The sequence below is a fragment of the Flavobacterium sp. MDT1-60 genome (genome assembly GCF_014844035.1).
In the GTDB taxonomy this organism is placed as follows: Bacteria; Bacteroidota; Bacteroidia; order Flavobacteriales; family Flavobacteriaceae; genus Flavobacterium.
Map to the genome: position 1 here is coordinate 2,702,491 of NZ_CP062159.1, position 26,954 is coordinate 2,729,444.

Consider the following 26,954-nt stretch of genomic DNA (forward strand, 5'->3'; position numbering starts at 1 on the left):
TTCAAAAGTTTATGATTTGGCTTTTTTAGCCTCTTCTTCTTTTTGCTTTTCCAGCTTTTTCTTTTCTTCTTTAGCTTTTTCTTCCTTCGCTTTTTCTTCTTTTTCCTTTTCCTCTTTAGCCTTTTCTTCTTTTTCTTTATTGGCTTTTTCAAGTTTTTCAGCTTGTTCTTCCTTCTGCTCCTCAGCCTCTTCTTTTGCTTTTTCCTTTTGCTTTTCTTTTTTCTTGAAATATCCTTTTAAAAGGAAATTACTTTTAGCGGCTTCCATGTTTTCACTAAAACCTTTTGTTCCGGATTCCAGATTTGAAAGTGTATTGCTAACGCTGCTTGCCATTTTATCGTCACGAACCAGTCTTGCCAAAGCTCCATTTCCGTGGTTCATATTATGACTGAAAACCGCTAATTCCTCAGATATTACACCAACATTATCCATGCTTTTTTTAACACTTTTCATAATGTCATTCATTTCGATTCCCTTAAGAGAAGCCAATTGCCCTCCATTTTCTATTATTTTAGTTGATTTTACACCCGGAGAAATGGTTAAAACTTTATCGCCCATTAATCCGTCAGAACCAATACTGGTACGGGCATCTGTTTTGATAAATTCGCGAACTTCATCTTTTATCACCATTGAAACGACAACCGAAGAATCGTTTATTAACCTGATTTCTTCGACCGTTCCGATATTAATTCCTGAAAAACGTACATTGTTTCCAACCTCCAGACCGCTCACGGTTTTAAATTGCGAGGTAATGTTGAATGTTGAGCCAAAAAGGTTTTTTTGTTTTCCAATAAAGTAAACGGCCAGTATAAAAAGCAGTAAGCCTATTGTTACAAACATTCCTAATTTCCAAGTATATCCAGATTGCTTCTCCATGATTTCTAATAGTTTATTTTTTGGTTTATTCGAAAAAAGAACGAACCCATTCGTCTTCGTCTTTTTCTAGTTCTTCGTATGTTCCTTCAGCGTGTATTTTTCCGTCTTTCAAAACCATAATGCGATCGGCGGTAAGTTTTGCGCAGGCCATATCGTGTGTTATGATGATTGATGTTGTTTTTTGCTTGTGTTTGATATCTAAAATTAATTCGCTGATTTCTCTCGATGTTATCGTATCTAAACCTGTTGTAGGTTCATCGTATAAAATAATTTCCGGTTTTAAAATTAAAGTTCTGGCAAGGCCAATTCTTTTCTGCATTCCTCCGGATAATTCAGATGGCATTTTGTCAATGGCATCAGCTAAACCAACGTTATCTAATGCTTCTATTACTTCACTTTCAACTTCTTCGGCTGTCAACTCACTTTTGTGCTTTCTTAAAGTAAAGGCCAGATTTTCCCTAACCGACATCGAATCGTATAAAGCGCCGCTTTGAAATAGGAACCCAATTCGGACTCTGATTTCGTTTAATTCTTTTTTTGTCAGATTTAAAACATTTTCATCAAACACTTTAATTTCACCTTTATCAGGCTCAATCAAGCCGACAATACATTTGATCGTAACCGATTTTCCGGAACCGGAACGACCCAAAATCACTAAATCTTCACCTTTATTTACGGTCAGATTTACGCCTTGCAGGACCTTATTGTCTTTACCAAAAGTTTTGTACAAATCCCTGATCTCAATCATCGGAGTTTTTGCTTTTTCTTTTGTTTTTGGTTCTATATTTTCTTTCTCTTTAATCATTGTATAAAGAATAAATCAGTTATTTGAACTGCGACCATATCAAGAATAAAAATGGCTAAAGATGCCGTTACTACTGCAGAATTTGCTGCTTTACCCACACCCTCCGTTCCATTTGCAGCATTAAATCCTTTATAGCATCCAATCATTCCAATAAAAAATCCGAAGAAGAATGTTTTGATTGTGGCTGGAAATAAGTCTAAAAACTCAAGGGACTGGAAAATTTGGGTCATATAACGGTAGAAATTGACATCACCATGAATATTAACACCAATATAACCTCCTAAAATTCCAATAGCATCGGCAAAAAACACCAATACCGGAACCATTAAAGTACAGGCTAAAATTCGGGTTACAACCAAGTAATTATAAGGATTGATTGCTGAAACTTCCATGGCATCAATTTGTTCTGTAACTTTCATTGAACCTAATTCGGCCCCAATTCCTGATGAAATTTTCCCCGCACAGATCAAAGCTGTGATTACCGGAGCGATTTCTCTTATCAGCGAAAGTGCTACCATTCCTGGCAACCAGGATTCTGCCCCGAATTTAACCAATGTTGGTCTTGATTGCAGCGTAAGTACTAAACCCATAATAAAACCAGTTATCGCCACCAAAGGCAATGATTTATATCCAATGAGGTAACATTGCTTCAAAAACTCTTTGGCTTCATACGGAGGAACGAAAACCTCCTTAAAAAACTGCTTTGCAAACAAAGTTGCACTTCCAATTTCGTTGAATGTATTTTTTAAAGTGAAAATCATATTATGTTTTAGTTTTGTTTGAAAACCTTTAAATATCAACTCTTTATAAAATCGACTATGTCTTGATTATCAAGTATTAAAGGTATTTTATAACGAAAGGAAAACTATTACAGAACTTTTTAGGAAGTTTATATAATTAACATTGTAAGACACAATAATTTTAAAGAAGAAGCGTTAAGTACAGTTTTATAAAACAAAAAATCCCTTAAAAAAAAGGGATTTCCTGGGTTTATAGCGTTTGGCCAGTTTTATTATAGCTATTATTTTTACAAGTTAATTGCTACACCTGAATTTGATTTCAGTAACGGAATTACTTTCGTATCAGATAATTTAAGATTTTCCATTAACAGTCTGGATGTTAAATAACATACTGTTGATTCTGCACCCTGATTTAAATTTACGTTCTCTTTTTCAAGTCCGTCATAACCACCACCACTTACAGGATTATACATAATTTGATTCAGGTGATTTTTTCCTAAAAACCAGTTAAAGGCTGTTTTCATTTTATGTTTGTATTCTGGTGTTCCAAAAGCGTCGTAAAATGAATTCAGAGTATGAATGGTGTATGCAACATCAATTGGTTGTTCACCGTATTCTTTTGGCTCTTCACCTTTGTGCAGCCATCCGTTATTCGAAATTACTTTGAAATTTTTATTGACAAACATTTTCGACATTAAGAAATCCAATGAATCCATGGCTACTTTTTTGTAGATTGGCTTGTTGGTTACTAAATAAGCAAACAACATTGATTCTGGTAAAATTCCATTTCCGTACGTCATATAATTTTCAAACCATTTCCAATCACTCGAAGCATGAATTTCATAATTAGAAAGCAATTTTGCATTCAGTTTATTGATAATCGCTGCAACATATAAATTTGGAACAGCGGTATGGTATAAATAAAGCCCTTTTGTAGCAAAACCAATTGAACGTGGCGACTGAATTGTTTCGGCCCACTTTAATGAATTCAATAAAACTTTTGACGCTTTTTTAGAAATGGCTTCCGGCAGAATATCAGCGTTTGAAACCACAGTTCCTAATGCCCATAAAGCTCTTGCGTTTGAATCTTCTAAGTTTACTTCGGCATTTTGTTCAATATGTTCTCTGTTTTCCTGATCTACATAATTGATAAAATTACCTTTTGGTTTTTGACAACGTTCAATGAAGTCCAGATAAATTAGAATATAAGGTAAATCATCTTTATCTTTTGTCAGTTTATAATGCATACAAAAAGCTATTAAAGCACGGGCATTATCGTCTAAAGTATATCCTGAAGAAAGATCAGGAATCGAGATTTTACTAAATTGAATAATTCCTAAATCTGTAGTTAATTTTTTGATGTGTCTTAACTGAATTGAAGGATAGCTGAATTTAATTTCAGCAGTATTCTCCATTAAAGTTTTATAAGTGTTCATGTGTATAATTGCTACATTTTCCCAAGAAGAAGCACGTGTTTTTGTAAACGCGTTAATTCCCATTTCTCGCCTCAAATTATCATCTGAAAGCAATTTGATAGTTGCTTTTGAAAATTGGTCTACGTTTCCAATATCAACCAGAATTCCACAATCTGAAGTTAAAACTTCTAAAGTATGCGGGATTTTTGACGCCACCATTGGACAAGCACAACTCATTGCATAAGAAAAAGTGCCACTTACTGCCTGATTTGGATCTTTTGAAGTAAAAAGATAAACATCAGTTGCTTTCAGATAATCCAAAAGTTCATTGGTATCCAGATATTGATTTATAAAACGGACATTGTCTTTTAAATTAAGATCTTCAACTATGCCTTCCAATTTATCGCGATAAGTGTCAACACCGTCTTTTATTAAATTTGGATGTGTTTTTCCAATAATTAAATACAATACGTTTGGCTCTTTTTCGATGATTTTCGGTAAAGCCTGAAGTCCCGTTTCAATATTTTTTCCTTCACCCAAAAGTCCAAAAGTCGAGAGCACTTTTCTGTCCTGAATATCGAATTTTTGTTTTGCCTGATCCGGAGCTTCATAAATTACAATGTGAGTTCCATGTGGGACGCAAGTAATTATTTTTTCGTCGATGTCGTAATCTCTCATCAAAATTTGTTTTGACTGATTGGTCATTACAAAAACCGAATTGCTGTAGCTCAACAATAATTTCACAAAAGTTTTCAATTCATTATTCGGATTTTGAATAACAGAATGAAATGTATAAGTAAGCGGTTTTTTGATTACGTTTAAAAAGTTCAGCAAATAATCGCCATAATTTCCTCCAAATAAACCAAATTCATGTTGAATATGAACCAATTTTACCGATTTGTCATTATTGATTTGTTCGGCAACTTTAGCATATTCCACTTTATCTTTTGTGTTTAAGGTAAAGGCCTGTGTTGGTTTTGCTTTTGGCTCATTGACCAATTCACAAATTTCACAAGTTACTGATTTACCAAAGACATCTGTAATTCCTTTAATGGTATCCTGCGTGTAAGTAGCTATTCCACATTGAGTTGGTGGAAACGTAGATAGAAAAACTATTTTCGATTTATTTGATATCGTTTTCATTGGGATTCTGTTTTAGTTCCGTTAATAAGTCGTTAAGGTTCAAAGAAGCCACCGCAATCTTGTCATCGGCGGCACCGTAATAAATATATAATTGGTCATCAAAAATGGCTGTTCCTGTTGGGAAAATCACATAATTTACATAACCGTGTCGTTCATAATGTTCTGCAGGTGTGATAATGGGATTTGGCAATCGGGCCAAAACTTTTTGCGGATTTTCAAGGTCTAATAAAGCTGCCGAAGCATGATAAACCAATCCTTTTTCTCTTTTTTCTGCTGAATGATAAATCAATAACCAGCCATCTTCTGTTTCTATTGGAGGAGCACCCGGACCAATATGACTTGTTTCATGATCGTATTTTGGCTCCATTACAATATGATCTGGCAGGTTTTTCAAGTATTCTTTCCAGTATTCTGGTGTCAATTCACTTTTTTTCTCATAGGAAAAAATTTGTATGGATGGAAATAATCGGTGTAAACCCACAAATTTTCCATTTATTTTCTTCGGAAAAAGCACTACATTTTTATCCCAAACCAATAAATGCTCTTTCATTGTTTCCGTTAACGGATAATTTCGTGCGGTGTTAACAGCCAGTATTTTTGCAATACTTGGATTTTGTAAATGATTTCTAATAAAGTTTGTAAATTCATGTAATATGAACTTTGGCGTTATAATTCCTTTCTTTTTAAACTTAATCAGGTCTTTTGATGTCGCCAGTGCACCACTAGCATTTATACCATCATATGTAACATAAGTCATATAAAAAGTATCATCAATCTTGGTGATACGAGGATCTTCAACCCCATGAATTTCATAAATATATTCTGGTACAAAAATGGGCTCTTTATGTCTTTCGACTAAAGTCGTCGGACCTTCAAAACGGCAATATCCTATTGTTGAAAAATTTCCCCTTTTAGCAGCTCTGTAAAACATATGAACTGTATTCCCATCCTGATAAATGGCAGGATTTAAAACGCCTAATTCTTCAAATGCTCTTTCTGTTTTTTCTAAAATTACACCGTGTTTTCTTGCAATTAAACTTTGCGTTACTGCCAATTCCATCTCTTAAATTTTATTTTGCTAAAATTACTTTACGAATACAGGCTCAATTGATCCAATCGATCAAAAAATTGACTCAAAAGGATTGATGTGGGAATTATGTAATAAGAAGTGGGGGATTATAAAATTAATGCAAAAAACTGGTTTATAAGGTGTTGCAGTGATAAATTAACGTTAATGTATGACCCTTTTATACTATTCATAAAAAAGCGAAACCAGATTATTAGTTTCGCTTTTTTTAGGTATTAAAAGTTTTGTTTCTGTAAGTTTTAAGCTTCAGGTTTTGGTCTCAGTCACAGTTTTTCAGTCACAGTCTCAGTTTTCAGTCACAGTTTTCACTCGTCAGTTTCACGTTGTACTTTTCAATGTTGAACTGCAATTGACACTGTAACTGAAAACTGAGACTGAGACTAAAAACTTCTAACGATGAAACGAATAATGTTTTCTTGTAATAAAGGCAATAGGAATTCCGATGCAAAAAATTAAAATCAATATGGATAAAATTAAAGGGAAGTCAAGATTTTTTTCCGGAAGGGCTGGAAATACCGTTGGCAAAACCACTAGATTCATTATGATCCAGACAAAAATTCCGTATAAAATCCCTGATAGTAAGGTATTCTTTTTTAGAAAATTAAAATACGGATAAATCGTAAAATAAAACCAGGCAAAGGTAAGCGCTATAAAATAATGTAATAGTAAGCCATACAATGCCATTTGCGAACCACCAGTATAAGCATCTTTTTTAAATATTCCTGAAGCAATGGATTGCAGGATTTTAATGGCAGTTGTTTTTTGCAAAATAACCGAATAAATAATAAGAGCTGCAAGTATGTCGAGTGTGCCGGCAATTAAACCAGATAAAAATATTGTTCCGTTTTTTGATTTCATATATTGTGGTTTTGAGGTTTGGTTATGGAAAGGTTGGTTTTATATTACACTTTAGTTAACATCTTAAAAATATCATTTAATTGTTTGGTATGTCGTTGGGTATGAATGAGTGCGAAAGAAATCCATTCTAAAATGGTAAACTTTTCAAATCCGGGAACTTGAAAATCAAGGCAAGTTAATGTTAAATTATGGATTTCGGCCAAGGTCAATAAATCAGATTCTTTATTGAGCAGTTCCAGAGTTTGTTCATTTTTATTGTAGTCCGTAATTTCAGGTAGTAGATAATCCGGGGAGTTCATTTTTATGTTGAAGTTTAAAAACAGAGCTTCGATATCTTTAATGTACAGATCTGGCTTTCTGTTCGTCTTTTCTGTTTTTCCTAAAAATAATGTGGCATAACCGGAACAGGCCTTAAGAATATGCTGCGTTGTTTGTCCTGCCGTCCAGCTTCCGTGATAAGGAACGGTATTGAGCTCAGCTTCAGAAAACTTAGAATGAATTTCGTTTAAATTTTTGAATGTTTCGACAATGTTGGCTTGAAGAGCTGTTTTCATTTTTCTGATTTAAATTGTGAATTCATTTACTGATGTGATCCACCAGACATTTCCAAAAGGATCTGTTACGCCACAAGTACGGCCATATTCCTGATCACTTAATCCCATCAATTCTGTGGCTCCTTCTTCCATTGCTTTTTTGAAACTTTCATCGGCATTTGGGACATACACAAATAAGTTTGCCGTTTGTGGTTTCCAATCATTAGTTGCGTCCGTTACCATGATAGTACTTCCGTGAATGGTAATTTCAGCATGTAATGCAGTGCCGTCATCACGTAATTTAGGTGCATGTAACACGGTCGCATTGAAAACATTTTTTGTGAAGTCAATAAAGTTTAATGCACCATTTAGAATTAAATATGGCATTACGGTTTGATGATTCTTTGGAATATTCATTTTGTATGATTTGATGATTAGTGATTAACCAAATTTATAATTAAATATTTAAAAATCAAATGATTATATTTTTATTACAAAAGTACTTCGCAATGAAAACCGTACGAATCAAGAAGTTCGATAATTTTTTTATGTGAAATGGAAGCGCCATGAATTCGCAGAATTTTATCACAATCTTCCAAATCAAAATTGATCGCACTGTTTGGAAAATGCTCAAGAAGTTTCCCCACAATCAAAATAGATTGTTCGACTTCCTGAACATTTGTTTTGAAAACTTCTATCATCGTCTTAAAAGTTTATAATGCAATATTTTTATAGCGTTCTATTTTATGATAGTAATGGTATGAAATAGCCAAAATCACTAAAAAGATTAACGGAAAGAAAGATTGAAAATTAACGCCGTCAACTGCAAAATGACTTATAGAGGCAAATATAAAATCAAAACCAAATCCGGCATAAGCCCATTCTTTTACGTTTTTAGGAATTGATGGAATCACCAGAATTAAAACTCCTAAAATTTTGAATACAACTAAAGCATTTCCAAAATATTCAGGATAGCCCAAATGTCGAATTCCCTCTTTAGCCATTTCAGACTGAGAAGTCAAAGCCGGCATAACGCCTTCAAACAAGAAAATAATAGTTGTAGTAATCCAGAAAATAATCTTTGCTTTTTTCATGTGGTTTTGTTTTAAATAGTTATTAGTTAATTATTTATACAAATCTACTAATGTTATTTTTCTTACGGAATAGTTATTTACGACTATTTTAGGGGCATTTGGGACAGATTGAAGGATTTTAGATTTTAGAGGGTTGATTTTAGATTTTGAAAGAGAATAGAGGCAAGAAGCAAGAAGCAAGAGAATAGAACATAGAGAATAGAATATAGAGGCAAGAAACAAGAAGAAAGAAATCTGCTGGATCTGCAAAATCTGCGAGAGGCTTTTTTAATAAAGTAACCACAAAGTTTTGTCACCCTGAGGAACGAAGGGCCGCACACGAAACTCTACACAGAATTCGTCAATCTTGTCAATGTAGAAATCGCCAATCTTTGTCGAACAGCTAGTGCGACCCTTCGTTCCTCAGGGTGACAAAATAGCGATAAATCTCAAAATGTAACAAAAACAAAAAACAAAAAATCTGTGACAATCCATTCAAATCCGCGTCATCCGCGTACCATTTTCAACACAATCCAAAACAAACCCTTGCGAACTTAGCGTAACCTCTTTGCGTCCCTTGCGGTTAAGTCAAAAAAAACGCTGCAAAACCGAAGTCTTACAGCGTCATCTCAAATAAATAAATAATTAAAACGGGTATTATCTCCAACCACCGCCCAATGCACGATATAACTCGGTATTGGCAGAAAGTTGTGCTCTTTTTATATCAGCTAATTCTAATTCGCTTTGCAATAAACTGGCTTGTGCAGAAAGTACTTCAAGGTATTCCGCCATTCCGTTTTTAAATAACAGATTGGCATTTTTAATCGCTTGTTGCAACGTTTTAACACGTTCCTGAAGAAAAGCTTCCTGTTGCTGTAATTTTTCAACAGCCACCAAAGCATCAGCAACTTCACTCACTGCTACCAAAACAGACTGTCTGAAATTGATAACGGCTTTTTCTCTTTCAACAACAGCAATATTATATTGTGTTCTTACTTTTTTATTGTTCAATAAAGGTTGTGTTAAACCTCCCGCAACCGTTCCGAATAATGAAGCCGGAATATTGAACCAATTACTGGTTTCGAATGAATTCACGCCACCTTGTGCTGTAATTCTAAGTGCAGGATAAAAATCTGCTTTTGTGATTCCGACATTAGCGTTGGCTACTTTTAAAGCCAATTCAGCACTTTTTACATCTGGTCTTCTGCTTACTAATGAAGACGGAATTCCGATAGTGGCATTGTTTTTTACAGCTATAGTGCTCAAACGAATCGTTCTTTCTTTTGAATCAGGAAAAGATCCTGTCAATACGCTCAAAGCATTTTCCTGAATGGCAATGTTTTGTTCCAATAACGGAATCAATTGCGCTGAGTTTAATTTCTGTGCTTCCGATTGCTGAATAGCCAATGAAGTAACTTGTCCTGCATCGTATTTCAATTTGATGATAGTAGTTGTGCTATCGTTCAGTTTTAGAGTTTGTCTGGCAATTTCTAATTGTGCATCCAACATCAAAAGATTGTAATATCCTTTAGAAACATTGGCAACAATAGTGGTTTGCAATGCTTTTTTTACTTCTTCAGATTGAAGATATTCTGCAAAGGCCCCCTTTTTCTGATTTTTGATTTTCCCCCAAATATCAGCTTCCCATGAAAGTGTTGCTCCGGCTGTAAAATCATTAATATGATTTTGACCCAAAGCCTGACCCAGGTTTTTTCCTGTAAAACTATTGTCTGACGGATTGCTTGTGCTGGCATTAACACCCAAATTAATCTGAGGAACATTGTTCCACTTTGATTGTGTAAATCGGTATTGCGCAATTTCGATGTTTTTAGTAGCGATTTGTAAATCGTTATTTCGAACTACCGCACTGTCAATAAGCTTGATAATATCTTTTTCTGTAAAGAAGTTTTTCCACTCCAAATCGGCAATACTCGTCGTATCTTTTGAAACCGATGCATTCCTGAAATTCTCAGGAAGTGCATCTTTTGGAGTTTCAATATCCTTCGAAACAGAACAGGATATCAATGTGGTGATCAAAATAGCGACCATCACGATTTTGGTTATATACTTTTTCATTTTATATTTTGTCATTAAATTTCTGTACAAGTATCTTTTTTAGTTTCAAGATCTCTTGAGATTCTGTACGATATATAGCCGATGCCAAATATAATGGCCACCAGAATTGTCGTTATATAATTTTCCATATTTATTTTTCTTCTTCGTTATGAACTACAGCTACCGGTTTTCCAGTAACTTTTTCTTGTAAATGTTGGAATACGATGAATAAAACCGGGATGATCAACAACCCAAGAATTACTCCTGAAATCATACCTCCGGCGGCACCAATACTAATCGAGTGGTTACCTTGTGCTGATGGTCCTTTGGCACTCATCATCGGAATTAATCCTACTACGAAAGCCAGTGACGTCATGATAATTGGACGTAAACGTAGTTTAGCTGCATCGATAGAAGCTTTAACCAAGGCCTGTCCGGATTTTCGTTTCTGGACGGCGAACTCGACAATCAAAATCGCGTTCTTGGCGAGCAATCCAATTAACATTACCAATGCAACCTGTACATAAATGTTGTTTTCAATTCCTGTTAAACCAATCGCTACAAATACTCCAAAAATTCCTGCAGGTATTGATAAGATTACTGCTAAAGGCAAGATGTAACTTTCGTACTGTGCAGCAAGTAAGAAATAGACGAATATCAAACACAGTAAGAAAATTGTTGCCGATTGACCTCCGGAAGAAATTTCTTCACGGGTTTGTCCTGAGAATTCATAACTATAACCTGCAGGTAATTGTTGAGCTGCTACTTCTTCAATCGCTTTAATGGCATCTCCGGAACTAAATCCAGGTTTCGGAATCGCATTAATTGAAATCGAATTAAACAAGTTGTATCTTGAAGCGGTTTCAGAGCCATAAATACGGCTTAGTTTTACCAGAGTATTTATTGGGACCATTTCGCCATTTTTGTTTTTTACAAAAACTCTGTCAATTGCTGATGGATCTGCTCTGTCGGCTATATCTGCCTGAACTACAACTCGGTAATATTTACCAAATCGGTTAAAGTCGGATGCTTGTGCACTACCAAAATAAGCCTGCATCGTTTGCAGAATATCTTTTACTTTAACACCTAACTGATCTGCTTTTTCATCGTTAATATCCAATTGTAATTGAGGATAATCGGCTTTGAAACTGGTAAAAGCTACCGCGATTTCAGGGCGTTTCATTAGCTCTCCAATAAAGTTTTGTGAGATTCCACTAAACTTGTCCAGCTTACCCCCGGTTTTGTCCTGAAGAACTAAATCCAAAGCTTCAACATTACTAAATCCAGGAACGGTTGGGAAACTGAATACGAAGAAACTTCCACCTGAAATCGCGCCCAATTGGCCACGAACCTGATTCATGATTTCCTCAATATTTTTAACATCACCACGTTCTTCATTTGGTTTAAGCAATACGAAAACAACTGCCGATGAAGGGCTTGTAGAATTCGTCAATAAGTTGAAACCAGAGATAGCTGTTACAAATCGTGATGCATCTAAACGTTTTAAAGTGTTTTCCGCCTGCGTCATTACTTTCTGAGTTCCGTCAAGAGATGTTCCGGATGGTGTATTAACTGCAATGGCGATAAAACCTTGATCTTCTGTTGGGATAAATCCTGCAGGAGTGGTTTTAACCATTACAATTGTTGCGAAAGTAATTAAAGCCAATCCACCTAAACTAACCCATTTGTTACGAATTAAGAATTTTAATCCGCCTACATAACGGTTGGTCAATGATTCAAAACTATTGTTGAATCCGGTAAAGAATTTTTCTTTAAATCCTTGTTTTTTGTATGGAGCATCTCCTTCGTGTGCAGCATGATTATCTTTTAAGAATAAAGCGGCAAGGGCAGGGGACAATGTCAAAGCGTTGACGGCTGAAATTACAATTGCAATTGCCATTGTAAAAGCAAACTGACGATAGAATACTCCCGTTGAACCTTCCATAAAACCGACCGGCAGGAATACAGCAGCCATTACCAGCGTAATCGAGATAATAGCACCCGTTATTTCGTGCATTGCTTCATGTGTGGCTACTTTTGGAGACAAATGTTTGTGCTCCATTTTCGCATGCACGGCTTCGACGACGACAATCGCATCATCCACCACAATACCAATCGCTAAGATTAAAGCGAAAAGCGTTAAAAGGTTGATCGAAAATCCGAATAACTGCATGAAGAAGAACGTTCCTAAAATTGCTACAGGTACAGCAATGGCCGGAATTAATGTTGATCTGAAATCCTGCAAGAAGATGAATACCACAATAAATACCAGTATAAAAGCTTCAATCAAAGTATGTTCAACCTGTTCGATCGATTGGTCTAACGATACTTTTGTACTATAGAAAATATTGTGTTTTATCCCAGCTGGGAAATCTTTAGAGGCTTTCACCATCAATTTATTAATCGCAATCTGAATTTCATTTGAGTTAGAACCTGCTAACTGAATAACACCAATTACAACTCCTTTTTTACCGTTCAAACGAGTTAAACTGTTATAAGAATAAGCACCAAGCTCAACTCTGGCAACATCTTTTAAACGAAGAATAGAACCGTCAGCATTGGAACGAATCGCAATGTTTTGATAATCCTCCGGTTTGGTAAGTTTCCCTTTGTATTTAATTACATATTCAAAAACTTCTTTACTTCTTTCTCCAAATTTACCCGGAGCAGCTTCTAAACTTTTGTCCTGAATAGCTGCCATAACTTCATTTGGCGTAACATTATAAGTCGACATTTGAGTAGGGTTTAACCAAACTCTCATCGAGTAATCTTTAACTCCACCAAAAATACTGGCAGAACCAACACCCGGAATACGTTTAATCTCCGGAATAATATTAATTTGAGCATAATTGGCAACAAAAGTCTGATCGTATTTCGATTCGTCTTCGGTATATATACCAATCGCCATGATGAAACTGTTTTGTTGTTTTGCGGTGATTACACCTTGCTGAACAACCTCTGCAGGCAACTGACTTGTCGCCTGAGCAACTCTGTTCTGAACGTTAACTGCGGCCTGATCGGCATCTGTACCTAATTTAAAGAAAACAGTAATCGCTAATGTACCATCGTTACTCGCTGTTGAACTCATGTACGTCATGTTTTCAACACCATTTATTGATTCTTCCAGAGACGGTGCAACCGAACGTAAAACCGTTTCGGCATTCGCTCCCGGATAAACCGCCGTTACTAAAACCGATGGTGGCGCAATATCAGGAAACTGTTGTAAGGGCAATTTTGTAAGTCCAAGTACACCCAGGATCACCAATAAAATGGAGATTACGGTTGCCAGTACAGGTCTTTGTATAAATATTTTGAACATTGTCGTAAAAATTATTTTTTGTTAATTATTTGGGCAACTTCAGCAGTTGATTTTTGAGGTTGGATCACTTGTCCTTCCTGAAGTTTATCGATTCCGCTCAATACAATTTGGTCGCCAGATTTTACACCATCTTTAATCAGGTAATTGGTTCCGCTTTTACCAAGAATCGTGATAGGCATTTTGTTTACTTTATTTCCTTTGTTTAGGGTATAAACAAACACTTTATCCTGCATTTCTATCGTAGCCGATTGTGGTACCAGAATCGCATCGTCATGATTGATTCCTAAACGAATTTTTCCTGTATTTCCAGAACGTAAAGTTCCGTTTGCATTTGGGAAAGTCGCTCTTAAAGTAATCGCACCCGTGTTTTTATCAAATTGACCATCCACCATATCAATTTTTCCTGATTGTGCATAAGCATTATTATCAGCAAGAATTAAAGTTACAGGAGGTAATTTTTTGATTTTATCACCAAGGGTATTTCCTGCATATTGCGATTTGAATTTGATGAAATCAGTTTCACCTAAAGAGAAGTAAACAAAAACTTCGTGCACATCAGAAAGTTTGGTTAACGGTTCAATATCAGTAGCCGAAACTAAACTTCCTTGTTTTTTAGGTAATCTTCCAATGTAACCACTAACAGGGGCTGTTACATTAGTGTATCCTAAATTAATTTTAGCCGATTCTACCATTGCTCTTGCTTGCTCGATATTAGCAGCAGCAATTTTTTGAGAAGCTTTGGCAGTTTTTAACTGATAATCAGAAACTACTTTATTTTGTACTAAAGGAGTTAATTTGTCTACTTCTAACTGAGCGTTTATTAAAGCTGCTTCAGAAGCATGAAGGCTGGCCAAAGCATTATTTAATTGCTCACGGAAAGGGCGTTCGTTTATTTTGAATAAAGTTTGACCTTTATTTACATAAGCACCTTCATCTACTAAAACGCGATCAAGGTTTCCGCTTACTTGCGGGCGAATCTCCACGTCTACTGTTCCTTGTATCGAAGCTGGATATTCAGCATCAGTAACAGCATCAGAGTTTTGAATCGCTAAAACAGGCAGGAGAGGAGCTGCCGGAGCAGGAGCCTGCGCTTTATCTGCACAACTACTTAGTACAAGTGCCAGAATAAAACTGGTTATAATTACATTTTTCATTTTCATATTGGTTTTAATTTGTTGGACATTTATTTGAGTTAAAATCTTTTGTATTCTTGTATTCCCGGGATTCATAATTAATTGTATTAAATTATCTAACGATGTTAAGTTAAAGAGGGCAAAATTCCATATAGTGAGCCCATTCCGATCCTTTAAAAAAATCGGTATTAAATTATTTATCATTGTTAAGTAAATAGTAAAAAAAGGTTACTAAATTACTCTAATTAAATTTTCTAACACTGTTAAGTAGAATGGAAAATTTTTTTACTGTATTGATTTGATGATACCACTAATGGCATCTTTTAAAATTTGAGCATTTATGGTTGCCATGACATCACTTTTATTAATGATATTAATGGCAATTAAACCGTGAATAACAGAAAAGAAAGTAAAATACTTCTGTTTAATAATATCCTCACTCGGATTACTGTTTTTCATAATTTCCGCTATGACCGCAGTAAATAATTTATAAGGCGCCTCTGCAGCTGAACATTGCTGCGAACAACAATTCATTTGTACACCAAACATTACCTGATACATTTCAGTGTCTGTAAAGGCAAAATCCCAATAGGCCATCCACATGGCTTCTAATTGATCTTCTGGTTTGTCAAATTTTGCTCTGGCTTCCTGAAGTTCTTTCGATAACTTAATGAAACCTTTGCCTGTCAACTCTGTTAATATGGCATCTTTATTAGAAAAATACTCATAGATGATAGGAGCTGTATATTCAATTTTATCTGCAATCTTACGCATACTCAAACCATTCCAACCTTCTTCTTTTACGATATCATAAGCAGCGCCAAGAATATTATTTCTTGTCTCTTCTTTTTGTCTTAAAATACGATCTTTACTTGCCATTTTGATAAGTATTAAATAATCTAACACCGTTAGGCAAATGTATGTCGGTTTTTCTAATTATAATATAATTTCATTATAATTTTTTCTTATTTTGCCATAGAGAATATTAAAATAGCTGTAGAATAAGGGTTTACGAAAGGTTTTATATTTTCTGAAAGTCTAATTTTAATTAAAGTTTAACTAAAATTCAGTTCCGATTAAGATCATTTGGATACTTTTTAATTCAGAAAAACGTCTCATTTTCTTCGTGACGAATAAAAATTCGTTCAAAATTTAAAATAATTTGATTTTTTAGGAGCAGAAGTTTCCATATTCTCAAACGTTTAGTCCCGCTATCCGCTATATTCCCGATTAACAAAAACTACGGCTAAAAAGCCTTGTTTTTCTAAATCGGGAGATACCGCTTCTATCCTACCGTCTGGACACAAATATTTATATTTGGCAAAAAATAAATTTTGAGAGAAAGACAATTAAGCGATATAAAGGATCAGCGTTTATTAAAGAGAGGAAACATAATTTTAGACAAATTATTTAAGAATAGTGTTCATTCGATTCGTCAAATTACTCAAAGTGATTCTGAAGCAAAATCTTTTTACCGTTTTTTGCAAAATGATAATGTTTCCGAATCAGATATTATACGCAATATGAGGGCTAATTGCGTTTCATCTTGCTCAAACAAAGTTCTTTTGTGTATTCAGGATACTACCGAAGTTAATTTATACAACCATAAAAACAGAGTAAAAAAGGATCATTACATTGGTACAACCAATGCCGTTAAGGGAGGTATTGGATTTTTACTTCATCCCAGTTTTGTTTTAGATGCTCAGACATTAGTTCCCTATGGTTTTTCTGATGTCAGGATATGGAATCGACCTTTGGAGAAACTAACTAAAAAACAGCGGGATTATAATAAACTTCCAATAGAAGAAAAAGAATCTTATAAATGGATAGAATCTTCACAAAACTCAAAAAAGGTATTAAGTCAAGCAAAAGAAATTATAATCATTCAGGATAGAGAAGGTGATATTTATGAGCAATTTGGGATTGTTCCCGACCAAAAAACACATCTATTAGTTCGAGCAAGAGCCAATAGAACTCTTTCAAATAAGACAAAACTTTTTGATTATATCGCAAACCAACCACCCAGAGGAACTTATTGTATAGAATTGGAGGGCGACAAGAGAAGAAATATAAAAAAGCGAGAAGCAATTTTAGAAGTTCGCTACTCTGGAGTAACAATAAACAAAAATGATTTAAGTTCTAAAACTGCTCCGCAAAATATCACACTTAATATCATAGAAGCCAAAGAAATAAATACCGATGTTGAAAATCCAATATGTTGGAGATTATTGACCACTATAAATATTGAGAATTTAGAAACAGCTTTGAACTGTATTTCTTGGTATACTTGCCGCTGGGTTATAGAAGAGATTTTTAGAATCTTAAAAAAAGAAGGCTTTAACATAGAGGCAAGTGAATTGACTTATGCTAAATCGATTCGCAAACTTTCCTTACTGATGATGGAAACTATTGTGAAGTTATTTTTAATGCAAATAGCCTATAATTGTCCTGAAGAAGAAATAGAATCCAGTAGTTGCTTTTCAGAAGATGAAATAAAATGTCTGGAATATCAAATAATAGCTTTAGAAGGGAAGACTGAGAGATTGAAAAACCCATATTTAAGTAAAGATTTAAAACGATATGTTTGGGCAATTGCCAGATTGGGTGGATGGAAAGGATATGCTTCAGAACGCAAACCTGGAATAACTACATTTTGGATTGGAATGCAGAAATTTACTTCAATTATGCAAGGATGGCAACTATTCCAAGATGTGTCCAGACGGTAGGCTTCTATCGGGGCTAGACGAGAGGTTCAGTTTTCATAAAATGATACTAAAAAAATGCAAAACTATACGTTAAACTGGACTTTAGTCCATTTAAAATATATAAAGATTTCGTTTTAATAATTCATTCTGATTTAGAAACGATATAAGAAGCTCTTATTTTCTCATTCACATTATTATAAAATGGAGTTTGAATTCCGTATTTATTGGCATTTTCAATTACATAATCAACCAAAAATTGTTTTTCAGTCTGATTGTTGTTTTCAAAATCCAATTGCAAAGACGATTTCGATTCAAATGGAAATTTAGTCAATAAATTTTTAGCGGTTTCAATGTCTTCGTTTGTCAAACTGATATTGTTTCTGAGAGCAAGCAATTGAATCTCAATCATCATATTCTCCAAAATATGCATTAAATTTTGATCTTCCAAAAGTTCACCAAAACTAACTTTATAAGCAGAAGTTATGGCTGCAACCGGCGCAACAAACAAATATTTCTTCCATAACGTTTCATTAATATTTTCCAGATAAGTAATGTCCAGACCTCCAGCTGCTAATAAATCGATCAAAGGTTTATTTTCTTTTCCGCCAACGAAAATTTTTCCGGGACCACCAACATGCTGTATATGTCCTGGTTTCTTTACATTCGAAGCAACATAAATACAACCTTCCATAATTTGACCTGAGTGAGGTAATGTCTCACGGATAATTTCTTTGGCATTTACCACGTTTTGCAAAGTGATTATAATAGTCTCAGCATTTATACAATCTTTATAAGTAGACAACACATCTTTTATGGAATAAGATTTCGATGTAAGGATTAATACATCCAAAATTCCTATTTCTGCCGGATTATCAGATACTAAATTAGGAAATAGTATTTCTGTTTCGCCTTTAGATTCAAACAATAAACCTTCATTTTGAATGGCGTTTTTAGTTTCGCCTCTGCAAATAAAAATGATTTTGGTCGTACTGTCTTTGTATTTTTTTACCAATGGAGCACCAACAAATCCGCCGATTCCACCAATTCCAAGTATTCCTATTTTTATTGTTTCTGAGTTCATGTTGTCGTTTTAGGTTTTAATTATCGATGCAAAGTAAGTGCGTTAAGTTTTATTATAGGATGTAAAAATATAGGTTATATTTGTAAAAATTAAGGATTATGAAAGACACCTTTTTTATATACAAAGATTTCGAAATTTATTCTGTCGAAGAATTGACGTGGAAGAAGGAAGTCCACCGACACAATTTTTTCGAATTACTCTACATTGAATACGGAAAAGGAAATCACATCTTAAATTCAATTCATCACGATTATAAAGAACACGATATTTATTTGCTCACGCCAAAAGATTATCATTCGTTTAAAACCCTAAAACCAACAAAGTTTCATTGCCTGCGCTTTTTACCTAATTTCTTTTCGAATAAAAAAGAAATCGAAGAGATCGAAAAATTGTTTTATTACCACAATCAAACCAATGGAAATTTAATTTTTCTTGAAGATGATAAAGCGTTTTGCGAAATACTTATTGTAAAAATATTAGACGAAGTTGCCAAACCAAAAGGGCAAAACGAACTTATAATCAAAAGTTTAATGACGGCATTGATTCAAATAATTCGCCGAAATGCCGCTTTAAATGAAAACAATTTAAATTTACAAACTACTGAAATATTAAAGATTGATACAATTTTAAGCTATATTCGATCAAACATTGCAAACCCGCATTTGCTGAAGAAAAAAGAAATGTCCAGTCATTTTAATGTTTCGATCCATTACATTGGCGAATATTTTAAAAATCATTTAAATATTACTTTAAGAGATTATATTGTGCAGACCAAGCTTAAAGTTGTAACCGAAAAAATGACCAAAAGCAATTTAACTTTTTCAGAAATTGGTAACGATTTAGGTTTTATTGATAGTAGTCATTTTAATAAATTCATGATGAAAAGCACCGGAATCTCACCATCCGAATTTAAAAAATCGTTAAGCATTTCTTAGCAGCAATATCCTCTGCTAAGAAATACTTTATTTCACTTTTATTTAACCAAATCCATTTCGACATGCTCAATTCCGGCATCCAGGAAATAATTATTGGTTTGTGTAAATCCGTTTTTAATATAAAACGGACTGGCATTGACCTGCGCATAAAGGTAAATCTTCTTTTCGTCGCGTAAATCTTCCACAATTTTTTTCAGAATAGCTTCTCCAACTTTTTTTCCGCGATAAGTACTCAAAACCGCAATACGTTCAATTTTTGCTCCTTTCTCCATAATTCTGTAGCGCGCCGTTCCGGCAGGCAAACCGTTTACCGTTGCGAGATAATGAATCGCCTCGGCATCATCCATAGATTCGCGTTCCTGCGATACATTTTGCTCTTCAACAAAAACTTGCCTTCTAATAGCAAATGCGATCGATTCTAGTTTAGGATCTTCAATTTTCTCTACTTTAATATCATTAACTATTGCTTTTTCAGGAGTATTAAGGCTCATTTCTTTAATTGTTGTCATTCGGTCAAAAAGGTTTTTTGTTTTTAAGTTTTGATTTACTTCGTTTATGGCTTTGTACAAATTATTCTCGGTATCAGTCAATTCCACTAAAGCCTGCGTCATAACAGCCCACAACGGTTGCAGTTGTTGTATGAGTTCATTTGCTTTTTCTGTGAGTGTGATCAGTCGTTTTCTTTCGTCTTTGGCATCTTTAGTAGAACCAATAAGTTCTTTTTTCTCTAATTCCTTCAAAAGAGAAATCGTCGTCGGATGAGAATACCCAATTTCCTGTGATAGTTCCACTACACTAATCGCCTTTCTTTGCGAAAGCACATAAATTACCGGAAACCATTTCGGTTCAAAATCAATATTCTGACTCCTGTAAAATAGCTGTGCTTCTTTCCGCAAGTTCTCTGTCAAACGCTGCAAAAGATTCCCTAATACTAATGATTTTGATTTTTCTAATACCATAACAAATAATTTGTATGCAAATTTACGTAGTTAACTACATATGTTCAAAATCAAAAGTGAAATTTAAGTTTTATTTATAATGTTTGGGTTTCTAAAATGGGTGTATTATTTCATTCCCCGAACGTTCATTTCTAACGTATAAACACTTTTACCGGCAGTAATAAATAATGTTTTAAATTTTTTCCCTCCAAAACAAACGTTTGCTGTCCACGGTTCAGGAACCTCAATATGGGTTATTTTTTCTCCCTGTGGATTAAATACGGTAACTCCTTTTCCGGTTAAGTAAATGTTTCCGGATTCGTCTATTGTCATTCCATCTGAACCGGATTCCGTAAACAGCGTTTTTTTGCCTAAAGAACCATCACTGTTGATGGTGTAAGAGTACGTTTTATTTGCCGATATATCCGCTACGAATAACGTTTTTCCATCCGAAGTCCCAATAATTCCATTGGGTTTTACAAGCTCATCGTCAACGTTAATAATTTTGGATTTATCCGGAGATAAATAGTAAACACATTCTTTCTCTATTTCTTTGGAGGTATGTATCCAGTAATCTCTTTTGTAAAAAGGATCAGTAAAATAGATACCGCCTTTTGGATCTACCCAAAGATCATTGGGGCCATTCAGCCTTTTTCCTTCGTAGTTGTTTATTAGTACAGTAGTATTTTTGTTTTGGTCTATTTTCCAAATTTCATTTTTTTCATCGGCACAAGCCAAAAGGTAGCCTTCGTGATCAAAGTACAAACCGTTAGCTCTTCCTGCATTTTCCATAAAAACAGAAAGTTCGCCATTAACGGACCATTTCATGATTCTGTTATTAGGCTGATCGGTAAAATAAATATTTCCTTTTTTATCTGCGGCAGGTCCTTCGGTAAAACTGTATTGATCGGATAGTTTTGTCAGAACTGCGCCTTTTGCAATTAAGTTATGGTTTTTTTCTGCTGATAGCTGAGCGTATATAAAATTTGTAAAAGTAAAAGCAATAACAAATAGAAGGTGTGATTTTATTTTAAGTTGGAATGGAGTCATATAGGTTGCTTTAAAAAAAATGAAAGGCTAATATACTATGATTTATATAGTTCTCAAGTTAATTTCTTTGTGTTCATAAGTAAGATTCACTTGCTAGTATTGAGGATATTCTTTTTTAGGAGCAGAAGAGTTATTTTTTTTAAGACGACCTGTCCCGCTATCCGTTTCAATCTTTTGTGTCGAACCCCGCCACAAAAGGATTTACACTTCTATCGGGGCTAGACTAGAGGTTTGTTTTTTATAAGATTTAGGAAATGTCCTTAGGAGATCATTCAATCTTGGTCAATTTAATACTGTCGTTAATATTTCTAAAACCATAGAAGTATCCCTTTTTTATGTAATATTTTGTAGAGTCAGTTGTTAAATAATGTTCATTTCCTCTTGTTATAAATTTCCCGTCCAAAAAACCAGTTGATGAGCCTGGATCAGTACTTTCACTAATGCTAAAAGTATTGTCTAGTTTCCAATGGTTTATTTAAAATACTGTATCTTTTATATTAAACTTCCAGCTCTCAACTATTTTTTGTTGATGTATGTTAATTGCATTAATAAATAAAAAATACATTAGGACAGCAGAAATGAAAGAGTTGATTACAAAAGCTTTTGTATACTCTCGTTTTATAAAATAAAGGACTAAAGCAATAAGAAGATTTATTAAAATTACATATGGAATTAATAATAAAAGCACCAGAGAACTACTAGGATCTGGTTCGTTTTCTTTTAGCCAAAACCAAATAATTATAAAGTCAATGATCGTGAGTAGTACTAGTTTTATAAGTAGTTTCATGTATTTTTTTGTATTGCAACTTTATTATTAATTTAGAAGCGTAGATTATAGAAATATAGACTTTAAATATGATTTATAGCTTATAACTATTTTTCAAATCAGTATAAATTGTTTCAGCATCTTTATATAAATTTTTATTTAAATTAATTTGACTATCTAAAACTTGCTGCTGTTCAGCAGTTAGCTCATAAGATTTTATATTTGCGATCTCAAATTTTATCTTCATTGATTTCATAAAAGTTTTTACAGCTTCTATCTGAGAAGTATCTTCGGTATATATTGTGATATTAATTGGGTGCATGATTTAAAGCTTATTAAGTATAGATTGTTGGCACTGGAATTTGCAAGATTAATAAGTATATAAAAATAATAAATCCTAAAAGATAAACATGTACCAATTCATAACGAATTTGTACAATTCTCAAATCCTTCTTTGTGAATATCTTTGTGTTATTAGTTTAAATCAAAAGATAAAAAAGATGAAAGCAATAGGATTTAAAACCTCGTTACCCATAGATAAAGAAGATAGTTTCATTGAATTTGAAACTCCAAAACCAATTCCGGGAGCGCATGATTTGTTAGTTAAGATCGAAGCTGTTTCTGTTAATCCGGTTGATTTTAAAATTCGCCAGAATAGTGCCAAAGAAACTGTTTTAGAAACTCCAAAAATTATAGGCTGGGATGCTGTGGGAACTGTCGAAGCTGTTGGTGATCAGGTTAGTTTATTTAAAGTAGGAGACGAAGTTTTCTATGCAGGCGATATTACCAAACAAGGCAGTAATGCCGAATATCAAATTATTGAAGAACGTATTGTGGGTAGAAGGCCCAAATCACTTTCAACAGAACAGGCGGCCGCAATGCCGTTAACCGGTTTAACAGCCTGGGAAATCTTATTTGACCGAATTCGTATCAATCCGGAGAAAGATAAAGGCAAAAGTATTTTAATCATTGGCGGCGCAGGCGGAGTAGGTTCGGTTGCCATTCAATTGGCCAAGAAAGTGGCGGGATTAACAGTAATCGCTACAGCTTCGCGTCCTGAATCTATCGAATGGTGTAAACAACAAGGCGCCGACTTCGTAGTAAATCATAAAAATTTGATTGAAGAAGTTCGTAATGCAGGTTTTCAGCAAGTTGATTTTATTTTGGATTTGGTTGACGCCAATCAGTATTGGAATGCATTTACACAACTAATAAAACCTCAGGGACATATTGGTTCTATTAGTACTCCTGACGAAAATGTGAATCTTCTTCAATTAAAAAGTAAAAGTGTCAGTTTTCATTGGGAATCGATGTTTACACGCTCGACGTTTCAAACAGAAGACAGGATCAGGCAGCATCATATTTTAAACGAATTAGCCAATTTATTAGATAATGGTACGATTCAGTCTACCTTAAAAACGACACTGAATGGTCTAACTGTTTCCAATTTCAAAAAAGCGCATGAGTTACTGGAATCAGGAACTACGATCGGAAAAATTGCGATTAAATTTTAAAGGAAATTATAAAAACAAAAAGCAGGCTAATAAAGCTTGTTTTTTGTTTTTAGGAGCTGCGTAAAAGCATTTTTTGTATTATTACAATAAAAAAGAAAATGAAACTAGCCTCAACCATCACCATTGCAGTTCTTACATTATTCATACAGCAATCTGCACAAGCACAGGAAGTAAAAAAAGAAACGACTTCAACAGAACCAAAATATACGATTGAAAATTGTGTTAACCACTTTGAATTAGACAAAGCCACCAAAACAAAAGTAGGTTATCAATATTGGTTTGCCGATAAAAACTTCACTCAGGAAAACACACTCAAAATGAGTATCGTCGAGCCTGGGAAATCAACACACGCTCCGCATCACCATGTCGAAGAAGAATTCTTTTTCATTCTCGAAGGTACAGCTCAATTCTATCTTGACGGAAAAACCATAACCGCTGGTCCCAATACCAGTTTTTATTGTCCCTCCAATATGGAACACGGAATTAGTAATGTTGGAAAAACGGATTTGAAGTATTTGGTGATTAAGAAGGATTTGAAGTAGTAAAAAACATGGAATCATTTTATATAGGAATCGACATTGGAACCACGGCCACAAAAGCCATTTGTTTTGACATACACGGAAATGTGATTAAACAGGTTTCAAATGCCTATCCGATGTATCATCCAAAACCGGATTGGAGTGTGCAAAATCCGCAAGAGATTTTACAGACTGTCCTAGATTGTATTGCAGAAATTACGAAAGGAATTCAGCCACAGTTTATTAGTTTCAGTTCAGCCATGCAAAGTATTATCGCTATTGATGAAACCGGTAACCCCTTAACTGATGCTGTTTTATGGGCCGATAACAGAGCTAATACCATTGCTGAAAAAATTAAGAATTCTGAAAAGGGAAAGCATTTTTATCAAAAAACCGGAATCCCAATTCACCCTTTTTCACCTATGACCAAAATTGCATGGTTTAAAGAATTTGATTCCGATATTTTTTCTCAAACCTATAAATTCATTAGTATTAAAGAATATGTTTGGCACCATCTTACGAATGAATATTGTACAGATACTTCAATGGCATCCGGAACCGGATTGTTAAATATTCATACTTTACAATGGGATCCCGAAATTTTAGATTTTTTAAACCTAAAACCAGAGCAATTATCTACAGTTTGTGAAGTAACCCATCAATGCAAAGGAGTTTCAGATGATTTTCTGTACATAATAGGCGGTGGCGACGGCGCTTTGGCTAATCTGGGAACAGGAGCGATGAATAAAGGTTGTATAGCTCTAACCATTGGTACCAGTGGAGCCGTACGATTACCCATCGATAAACCATATCTCGACGAGCAAATGCGAACCCAGTGTTACCATTTGATGGACGGCCAATATCTTGTTTTAGGAGCTGTAAATAACGGCGCTATTATTTTGCAATGGCTCAGGGAAACTTTATTGAAAACCGATCAGTCGTTTGAAGTGCTTTTTGAAGAAGCAGAAAAAATTTCCGCCGGTTCTGAAGGATTGCTATTCGTGCCTTATTTATTAGGTGAAAGAGCTCCAATTTGGGATGCAGCAGCACAAGGAGCTCTTTTAGGAATACAGATTACCCACACTCAGGCACATTTGGTAAGGGCGACTTTAGAAGGTATTTTATTTGGACTCTTTCAGATTACAGAAATTTTACTACCCGATCCTGAAAAAAGAAAACAAACCAAAATAATGGCCAGTGGTGGATTTGGTAAAAGTGAGCTTTGGCTCCAAATGGTTGCCGATATTTTTCAGATGCAGGTAGAAACCTCGCAAACTATTGAAGGTTCTGCCTGGGGCGCTGTCTTAATAGGTATGAAATCTATGGACAAAGATATTAGTTATGAAAACAATACCGGAAATACTTTTTATCCTAATACAGATCATAAAAGTGTTTATGAAGCTGCTTTTACTAAGTTTAAAAAAGTGTATCCAATATTGAGAGATTTATAAAAGCCAGAACAATTTCGAAAATTGTTGAAATTGTTCTGGCTTTAGAATAAACGTTTATAAAGTGTTTTTTATTGAATAGTAATAGAGTACGTTAAAAACTTCCCATCAGGCTGTAAAAATTTTATAGTGTGGATTCCTGTTGTTGTAGAGGTAAAATTATAGGTTGTTTGAATATTTCCAATGCTTTGAGTGCAGAGACATCCTTCATATTTAGCTTTTACGGTTATCGTTTTTGTATTTCCTGAATTTGTTTCAGTAATAGCACTAAAGCCTCCACAGCCATTATGAACTACAAAAATCAATGGAATTGGAATTACCTGATTTCTATTTCCGCTATCGGGAACATTTGCCGACAGTACAGGAGCGTGTTCGTAAGATATGCAAACCTGATCAAATGTTTCTGTCCATTTTACAAATGAATATTTCATCATTTTAGTTTTCCAATACGTTTGTGATCCTTCAGGAATGCTTAAGGTGATACTTTTATATTCACTTAATCTGTCTTGCCATTTTAATGAAGAAATTAAATTTAGCAAATCAGTTTGGTTGGCAGCATTCATTTCGAAATAACTATTCAGAATCATAGTTTTATTTTCTGTCTGATTAAAATAAACAGTATAAGGTGTAGCACTCCAGCCACTTGTTTTTATATAAGGTTTCTTGTTTAATTCGGCCATTAAATTACTAACTCCACTTTCTGCAGTATTCGAATTATAAACAAAGCCACTCATTTGTCGAATATCAAATTTCAATTCGTTCAAGGTTTTAAATACTAAATTTAAATCAGCATCTTTTTTGATTCCGATAGCAAGATTTACTTCGGATGAATTTTCACCAGTTGGCGGAACATCTGAATTCGAATTCTCTGAAGAACAACTAAAAAATAATACTACAATAATTAAAGTTAAAATTTTTCTCATTTTTTATTGATTTTACTATAAAGATGTGTTTTTAATTAA

At 34.3% G+C, this 26,954-nt stretch carries 24 protein-coding genes; 5 read left to right on the forward strand and 19 right to left on the reverse strand.

Annotated elements, in window-relative coordinates:
- Window positions 1-9 precede the first annotated feature (9 nt).
- The 14 genes from IHE43_RS11555 to IHE43_RS11620 all read right to left on the reverse strand — a co-directional run bounded on the left by IHE43_RS11555 (window position 10) and on the right by IHE43_RS11620 (window position 15,916).
- Window positions 10-876, reverse strand: coding sequence for an MlaD family protein (locus IHE43_RS11555; protein ID WP_192188060.1), 867 nt, complete (start codon window positions 874-876; stop codon window positions 10-12).
- A gap of 25 nt (window positions 877-901) precedes the next feature.
- A complete protein-coding gene (locus IHE43_RS11560) occupies window positions 902-1,681 on the reverse strand; it encodes an ABC transporter ATP-binding protein (RefSeq protein ID WP_192188061.1) in 780 nt (259 codons plus the stop codon).
- A complete protein-coding gene (locus IHE43_RS11565; RefSeq protein ID WP_192188062.1) occupies window positions 1,678-2,442 on the reverse strand; it encodes an ABC transporter permease in 765 nt (254 codons plus the stop codon). Before IHE43_RS11565 ends, IHE43_RS11560 begins: the two co-directional genes overlap by 4 nt.
- Window positions 2,443-2,708: 266 nt before the next feature.
- Window positions 2,709-4,979 carry a glycosyltransferase gene (locus tag IHE43_RS11570; protein ID WP_192188063.1) on the reverse strand — a complete coding sequence of 757 codons (2,271 nt, stop codon included), beginning with the start codon at window positions 4,977-4,979 and terminating at the stop codon, window positions 2,709-2,711.
- A complete protein-coding gene (locus tag IHE43_RS11575) occupies window positions 4,960-6,039 on the reverse strand; it encodes a pesticidal protein Cry7Aa (RefSeq protein ID WP_192188064.1) in 1,080 nt (359 codons plus the stop codon). Before IHE43_RS11575 ends, IHE43_RS11570 begins: the two co-directional genes overlap by 20 nt.
- 417 nt (window positions 6,040-6,456) lie before the next feature.
- Window positions 6,457-6,924 carry a DUF1440 domain-containing protein gene (locus IHE43_RS11580; RefSeq protein ID WP_192188065.1) on the reverse strand — a complete coding sequence of 156 codons (468 nt, stop codon included), beginning with the start codon at window positions 6,922-6,924 and terminating at the stop codon, window positions 6,457-6,459.
- Window positions 6,925-6,968: 44 nt separating this feature from the next.
- A complete protein-coding gene (locus tag IHE43_RS11585; protein WP_192188066.1) occupies window positions 6,969-7,478 on the reverse strand; it encodes a DinB family protein in 510 nt (169 codons plus the stop codon).
- Between the two features lie 9 nt (window positions 7,479-7,487).
- Window positions 7,488-7,874: a VOC family protein gene (locus tag IHE43_RS11590; RefSeq protein WP_192188067.1), complete on the reverse strand. Its 387-nt coding sequence runs from the start codon at window positions 7,872-7,874 to the stop codon at window positions 7,488-7,490.
- Between the two features lie 74 nt (window positions 7,875-7,948).
- Window positions 7,949-8,158, reverse strand: coding sequence for a hypothetical protein (locus IHE43_RS11595; protein WP_192188068.1), 210 nt, complete (start codon window positions 8,156-8,158; stop codon window positions 7,949-7,951).
- Window positions 8,159-8,170: 12 nt separating this feature from the next.
- Window positions 8,171-8,551, reverse strand: coding sequence for a DoxX family protein (locus tag IHE43_RS11600; RefSeq protein WP_056192491.1), 381 nt, complete (start codon window positions 8,549-8,551; stop codon window positions 8,171-8,173).
- Between the two features lie 636 nt (window positions 8,552-9,187).
- Window positions 9,188-10,606: a TolC family protein gene (locus IHE43_RS11605; RefSeq protein ID WP_192188069.1), complete on the reverse strand. Its 1,419-nt coding sequence runs from the start codon at window positions 10,604-10,606 to the stop codon at window positions 9,188-9,190.
- A 130-nt stretch (window positions 10,607-10,736) separates the two neighbouring features.
- Window positions 10,737-13,904: an efflux RND transporter permease subunit gene (locus IHE43_RS11610; protein ID WP_192188070.1), complete on the reverse strand. Its 3,168-nt coding sequence runs from the start codon at window positions 13,902-13,904 to the stop codon at window positions 10,737-10,739.
- An 11-nt stretch (window positions 13,905-13,915) separates the two neighbouring features.
- Window positions 13,916-15,133: an efflux RND transporter periplasmic adaptor subunit gene (locus IHE43_RS11615; protein ID WP_192188071.1), complete on the reverse strand. Its 1,218-nt coding sequence runs from the start codon at window positions 15,131-15,133 to the stop codon at window positions 13,916-13,918.
- 189 nt (window positions 15,134-15,322) lie between these two features.
- Window positions 15,323-15,916, reverse strand: a complete 594-nt coding sequence (locus IHE43_RS11620; protein ID WP_192188072.1) for a TetR/AcrR family transcriptional regulator — start codon at window positions 15,914-15,916, stop codon at window positions 15,323-15,325.
- Between the two features lie 455 nt (window positions 15,917-16,371).
- Here IHE43_RS11620 and IHE43_RS11625 point away from each other — a divergent pair, with 455 nt between their 5' ends.
- Entirely contained in the window at window positions 16,372-17,763 is a 1,392-nt protein-coding gene (locus IHE43_RS11625) for an IS4 family transposase (protein WP_192188073.1), read from the forward strand.
- A gap of 121 nt (window positions 17,764-17,884) precedes the next feature.
- On the opposite strand, the gene IHE43_RS11630 is transcribed toward IHE43_RS11625, so the two are convergent.
- On the reverse strand, window positions 17,885-18,823 hold the full coding sequence (locus IHE43_RS11630; RefSeq protein ID WP_192188074.1) for a ketopantoate reductase family protein: 939 nt from the start codon (window positions 18,821-18,823) through the stop codon (window positions 17,885-17,887).
- Between the two features lie 98 nt (window positions 18,824-18,921).
- Between IHE43_RS11630 and IHE43_RS11635 the strand changes: the two genes are divergently transcribed.
- A complete protein-coding gene (locus IHE43_RS11635; protein ID WP_192188075.1) occupies window positions 18,922-19,758 on the forward strand; it encodes an AraC family transcriptional regulator in 837 nt (278 codons plus the stop codon).
- A 38-nt stretch (window positions 19,759-19,796) separates the two neighbouring features.
- On the opposite strand, the gene IHE43_RS23585 is transcribed toward IHE43_RS11635, so the two are convergent.
- The 3 genes from IHE43_RS23585 to IHE43_RS11655 all read right to left on the reverse strand — a co-directional run bounded on the left by IHE43_RS23585 (window position 19,797) and on the right by IHE43_RS11655 (window position 22,834).
- Complete coding sequence (locus tag IHE43_RS23585) at window positions 19,797-20,717, reverse strand: bifunctional helix-turn-helix transcriptional regulator/GNAT family N-acetyltransferase (RefSeq protein ID WP_225585479.1); 921 nt, start codon at window positions 20,715-20,717, stop codon at window positions 19,797-19,799.
- A gap of 105 nt (window positions 20,718-20,822) precedes the next feature.
- Window positions 20,823-21,746: an SMP-30/gluconolactonase/LRE family protein gene (locus IHE43_RS11650; protein WP_192188076.1), complete on the reverse strand. Its 924-nt coding sequence runs from the start codon at window positions 21,744-21,746 to the stop codon at window positions 20,823-20,825.
- A gap of 860 nt (window positions 21,747-22,606) precedes the next feature.
- Entirely contained in the window at window positions 22,607-22,834 is a 228-nt protein-coding gene (locus IHE43_RS11655) for a hypothetical protein (protein ID WP_192188077.1), read from the reverse strand.
- A gap of 178 nt (window positions 22,835-23,012) precedes the next feature.
- Here IHE43_RS11655 and IHE43_RS11660 point away from each other — a divergent pair, with 178 nt between their 5' ends.
- The 3 genes from IHE43_RS11660 (at window position 23,013) to IHE43_RS11670 (ending at window position 25,995) form a co-directional block, all read left to right on the forward strand.
- Complete coding sequence (locus tag IHE43_RS11660; RefSeq protein ID WP_192188078.1) at window positions 23,013-24,026, forward strand: zinc-binding alcohol dehydrogenase family protein; 1,014 nt, start codon at window positions 23,013-23,015, stop codon at window positions 24,024-24,026.
- A gap of 98 nt (window positions 24,027-24,124) precedes the next feature.
- Window positions 24,125-24,568, forward strand: a complete 444-nt coding sequence (locus IHE43_RS11665) for a cupin domain-containing protein (protein WP_192188079.1) — start codon at window positions 24,125-24,127, stop codon at window positions 24,566-24,568.
- An 8-nt stretch (window positions 24,569-24,576) separates the two neighbouring features.
- Entirely contained in the window at window positions 24,577-25,995 is a 1,419-nt protein-coding gene (locus IHE43_RS11670; RefSeq protein WP_192188080.1) for a gluconokinase, read from the forward strand.
- Between the two features lie 68 nt (window positions 25,996-26,063).
- On the opposite strand, the gene IHE43_RS11675 is transcribed toward IHE43_RS11670, so the two are convergent.
- Window positions 26,064-26,915: a hypothetical protein gene (locus IHE43_RS11675; RefSeq protein ID WP_192188081.1), complete on the reverse strand. Its 852-nt coding sequence runs from the start codon at window positions 26,913-26,915 to the stop codon at window positions 26,064-26,066.
- Window positions 26,916-26,954: the final 39 nt, after the last annotated feature.

Bases quoted from the DNA above. Each gene is read 5' to 3' on its own strand.
- IHE43_RS11555 (WP_192188060.1), bottom strand. From the start codon at position 876: ATGGAGAAGCAATCTGGATATACTTGGAAATTAGGAATGTTTGTAACA.
- IHE43_RS11560 (WP_192188061.1), bottom strand. From the start codon at position 1,681: ATGATTAAAGAGAAAGAAAATATAGAACCAAAAACAAAAGAAAAAGCA.
- IHE43_RS11565 (WP_192188062.1), bottom strand. From the start codon at position 2,442: ATGATTTTCACTTTAAAAAATACATTCAACGAAATTGGAAGTGCAACT.
- IHE43_RS11570 (WP_192188063.1), bottom strand. From the start codon at position 4,979: ATGAAAACGATATCAAATAAATCGAAAATAGTTTTTCTATCTACGTTT.
- IHE43_RS11575 (WP_192188064.1), bottom strand. From the start codon at position 6,039: ATGGAATTGGCAGTAACGCAAAGTTTAATTGCAAGAAAACACGGTGTA.
- IHE43_RS11580 (WP_192188065.1), bottom strand. From the start codon at position 6,924: ATGAAATCAAAAAACGGAACAATATTTTTATCTGGTTTAATTGCCGGC.
- IHE43_RS11585 (WP_192188066.1), bottom strand. From the start codon at position 7,478: ATGAAAACAGCTCTTCAAGCCAACATTGTCGAAACATTCAAAAATTTA.
- IHE43_RS11590 (WP_192188067.1), bottom strand. From the start codon at position 7,874: ATGAATATTCCAAAGAATCATCAAACCGTAATGCCATATTTAATTCTA.
- IHE43_RS11595 (WP_192188068.1), bottom strand. From the start codon at position 8,158: ATGATAGAAGTTTTCAAAACAAATGTTCAGGAAGTCGAACAATCTATT.
- IHE43_RS11600 (WP_056192491.1), bottom strand. From the start codon at position 8,551: ATGAAAAAAGCAAAGATTATTTTCTGGATTACTACAACTATTATTTTC.
- IHE43_RS11605 (WP_192188069.1), bottom strand. From the start codon at position 10,606: ATGAAAAAGTATATAACCAAAATCGTGATGGTCGCTATTTTGATCACC.
- IHE43_RS11610 (WP_192188070.1), bottom strand. From the start codon at position 13,904: ATGTTCAAAATATTTATACAAAGACCTGTACTGGCAACCGTAATCTCC.
- IHE43_RS11615 (WP_192188071.1), bottom strand. From the start codon at position 15,133: ATGAATCCCGGGAATACAAGAATACAAAAGATTTTAACTCAAATAAAT.
- IHE43_RS11620 (WP_192188072.1), bottom strand. From the start codon at position 15,916: ATGGCAAGTAAAGATCGTATTTTAAGACAAAAAGAAGAGACAAGAAAT.
- IHE43_RS11630 (WP_192188074.1), bottom strand. From the start codon at position 18,823: ATGAACTCAGAAACAATAAAAATAGGAATACTTGGAATTGGTGGAATC.
- IHE43_RS11635 (WP_192188075.1), top strand. From the start codon at position 18,922: ATGAAAGACACCTTTTTTATATACAAAGATTTCGAAATTTATTCTGTC.
- IHE43_RS23585 (WP_225585479.1), bottom strand. From the start codon at position 20,717: ATGGTATTAGAAAAATCAAAATCATTAGTATTAGGGAATCTTTTGCAG.
- IHE43_RS11650 (WP_192188076.1), bottom strand. From the start codon at position 21,746: ATGACTCCATTCCAACTTAAAATAAAATCACACCTTCTATTTGTTATT.
- IHE43_RS11655 (WP_192188077.1), bottom strand. From the start codon at position 22,834: ATGCACCCAATTAATATCACAATATATACCGAAGATACTTCTCAGATA.
- IHE43_RS11660 (WP_192188078.1), top strand. From the start codon at position 23,013: ATGAAAGCAATAGGATTTAAAACCTCGTTACCCATAGATAAAGAAGAT.
- IHE43_RS11665 (WP_192188079.1), top strand. From the start codon at position 24,125: ATGAAACTAGCCTCAACCATCACCATTGCAGTTCTTACATTATTCATA.
- IHE43_RS11670 (WP_192188080.1), top strand. From the start codon at position 24,577: ATGGAATCATTTTATATAGGAATCGACATTGGAACCACGGCCACAAAA.
- IHE43_RS11675 (WP_192188081.1), bottom strand. From the start codon at position 26,915: ATGAGAAAAATTTTAACTTTAATTATTGTAGTATTATTTTTTAGTTGT.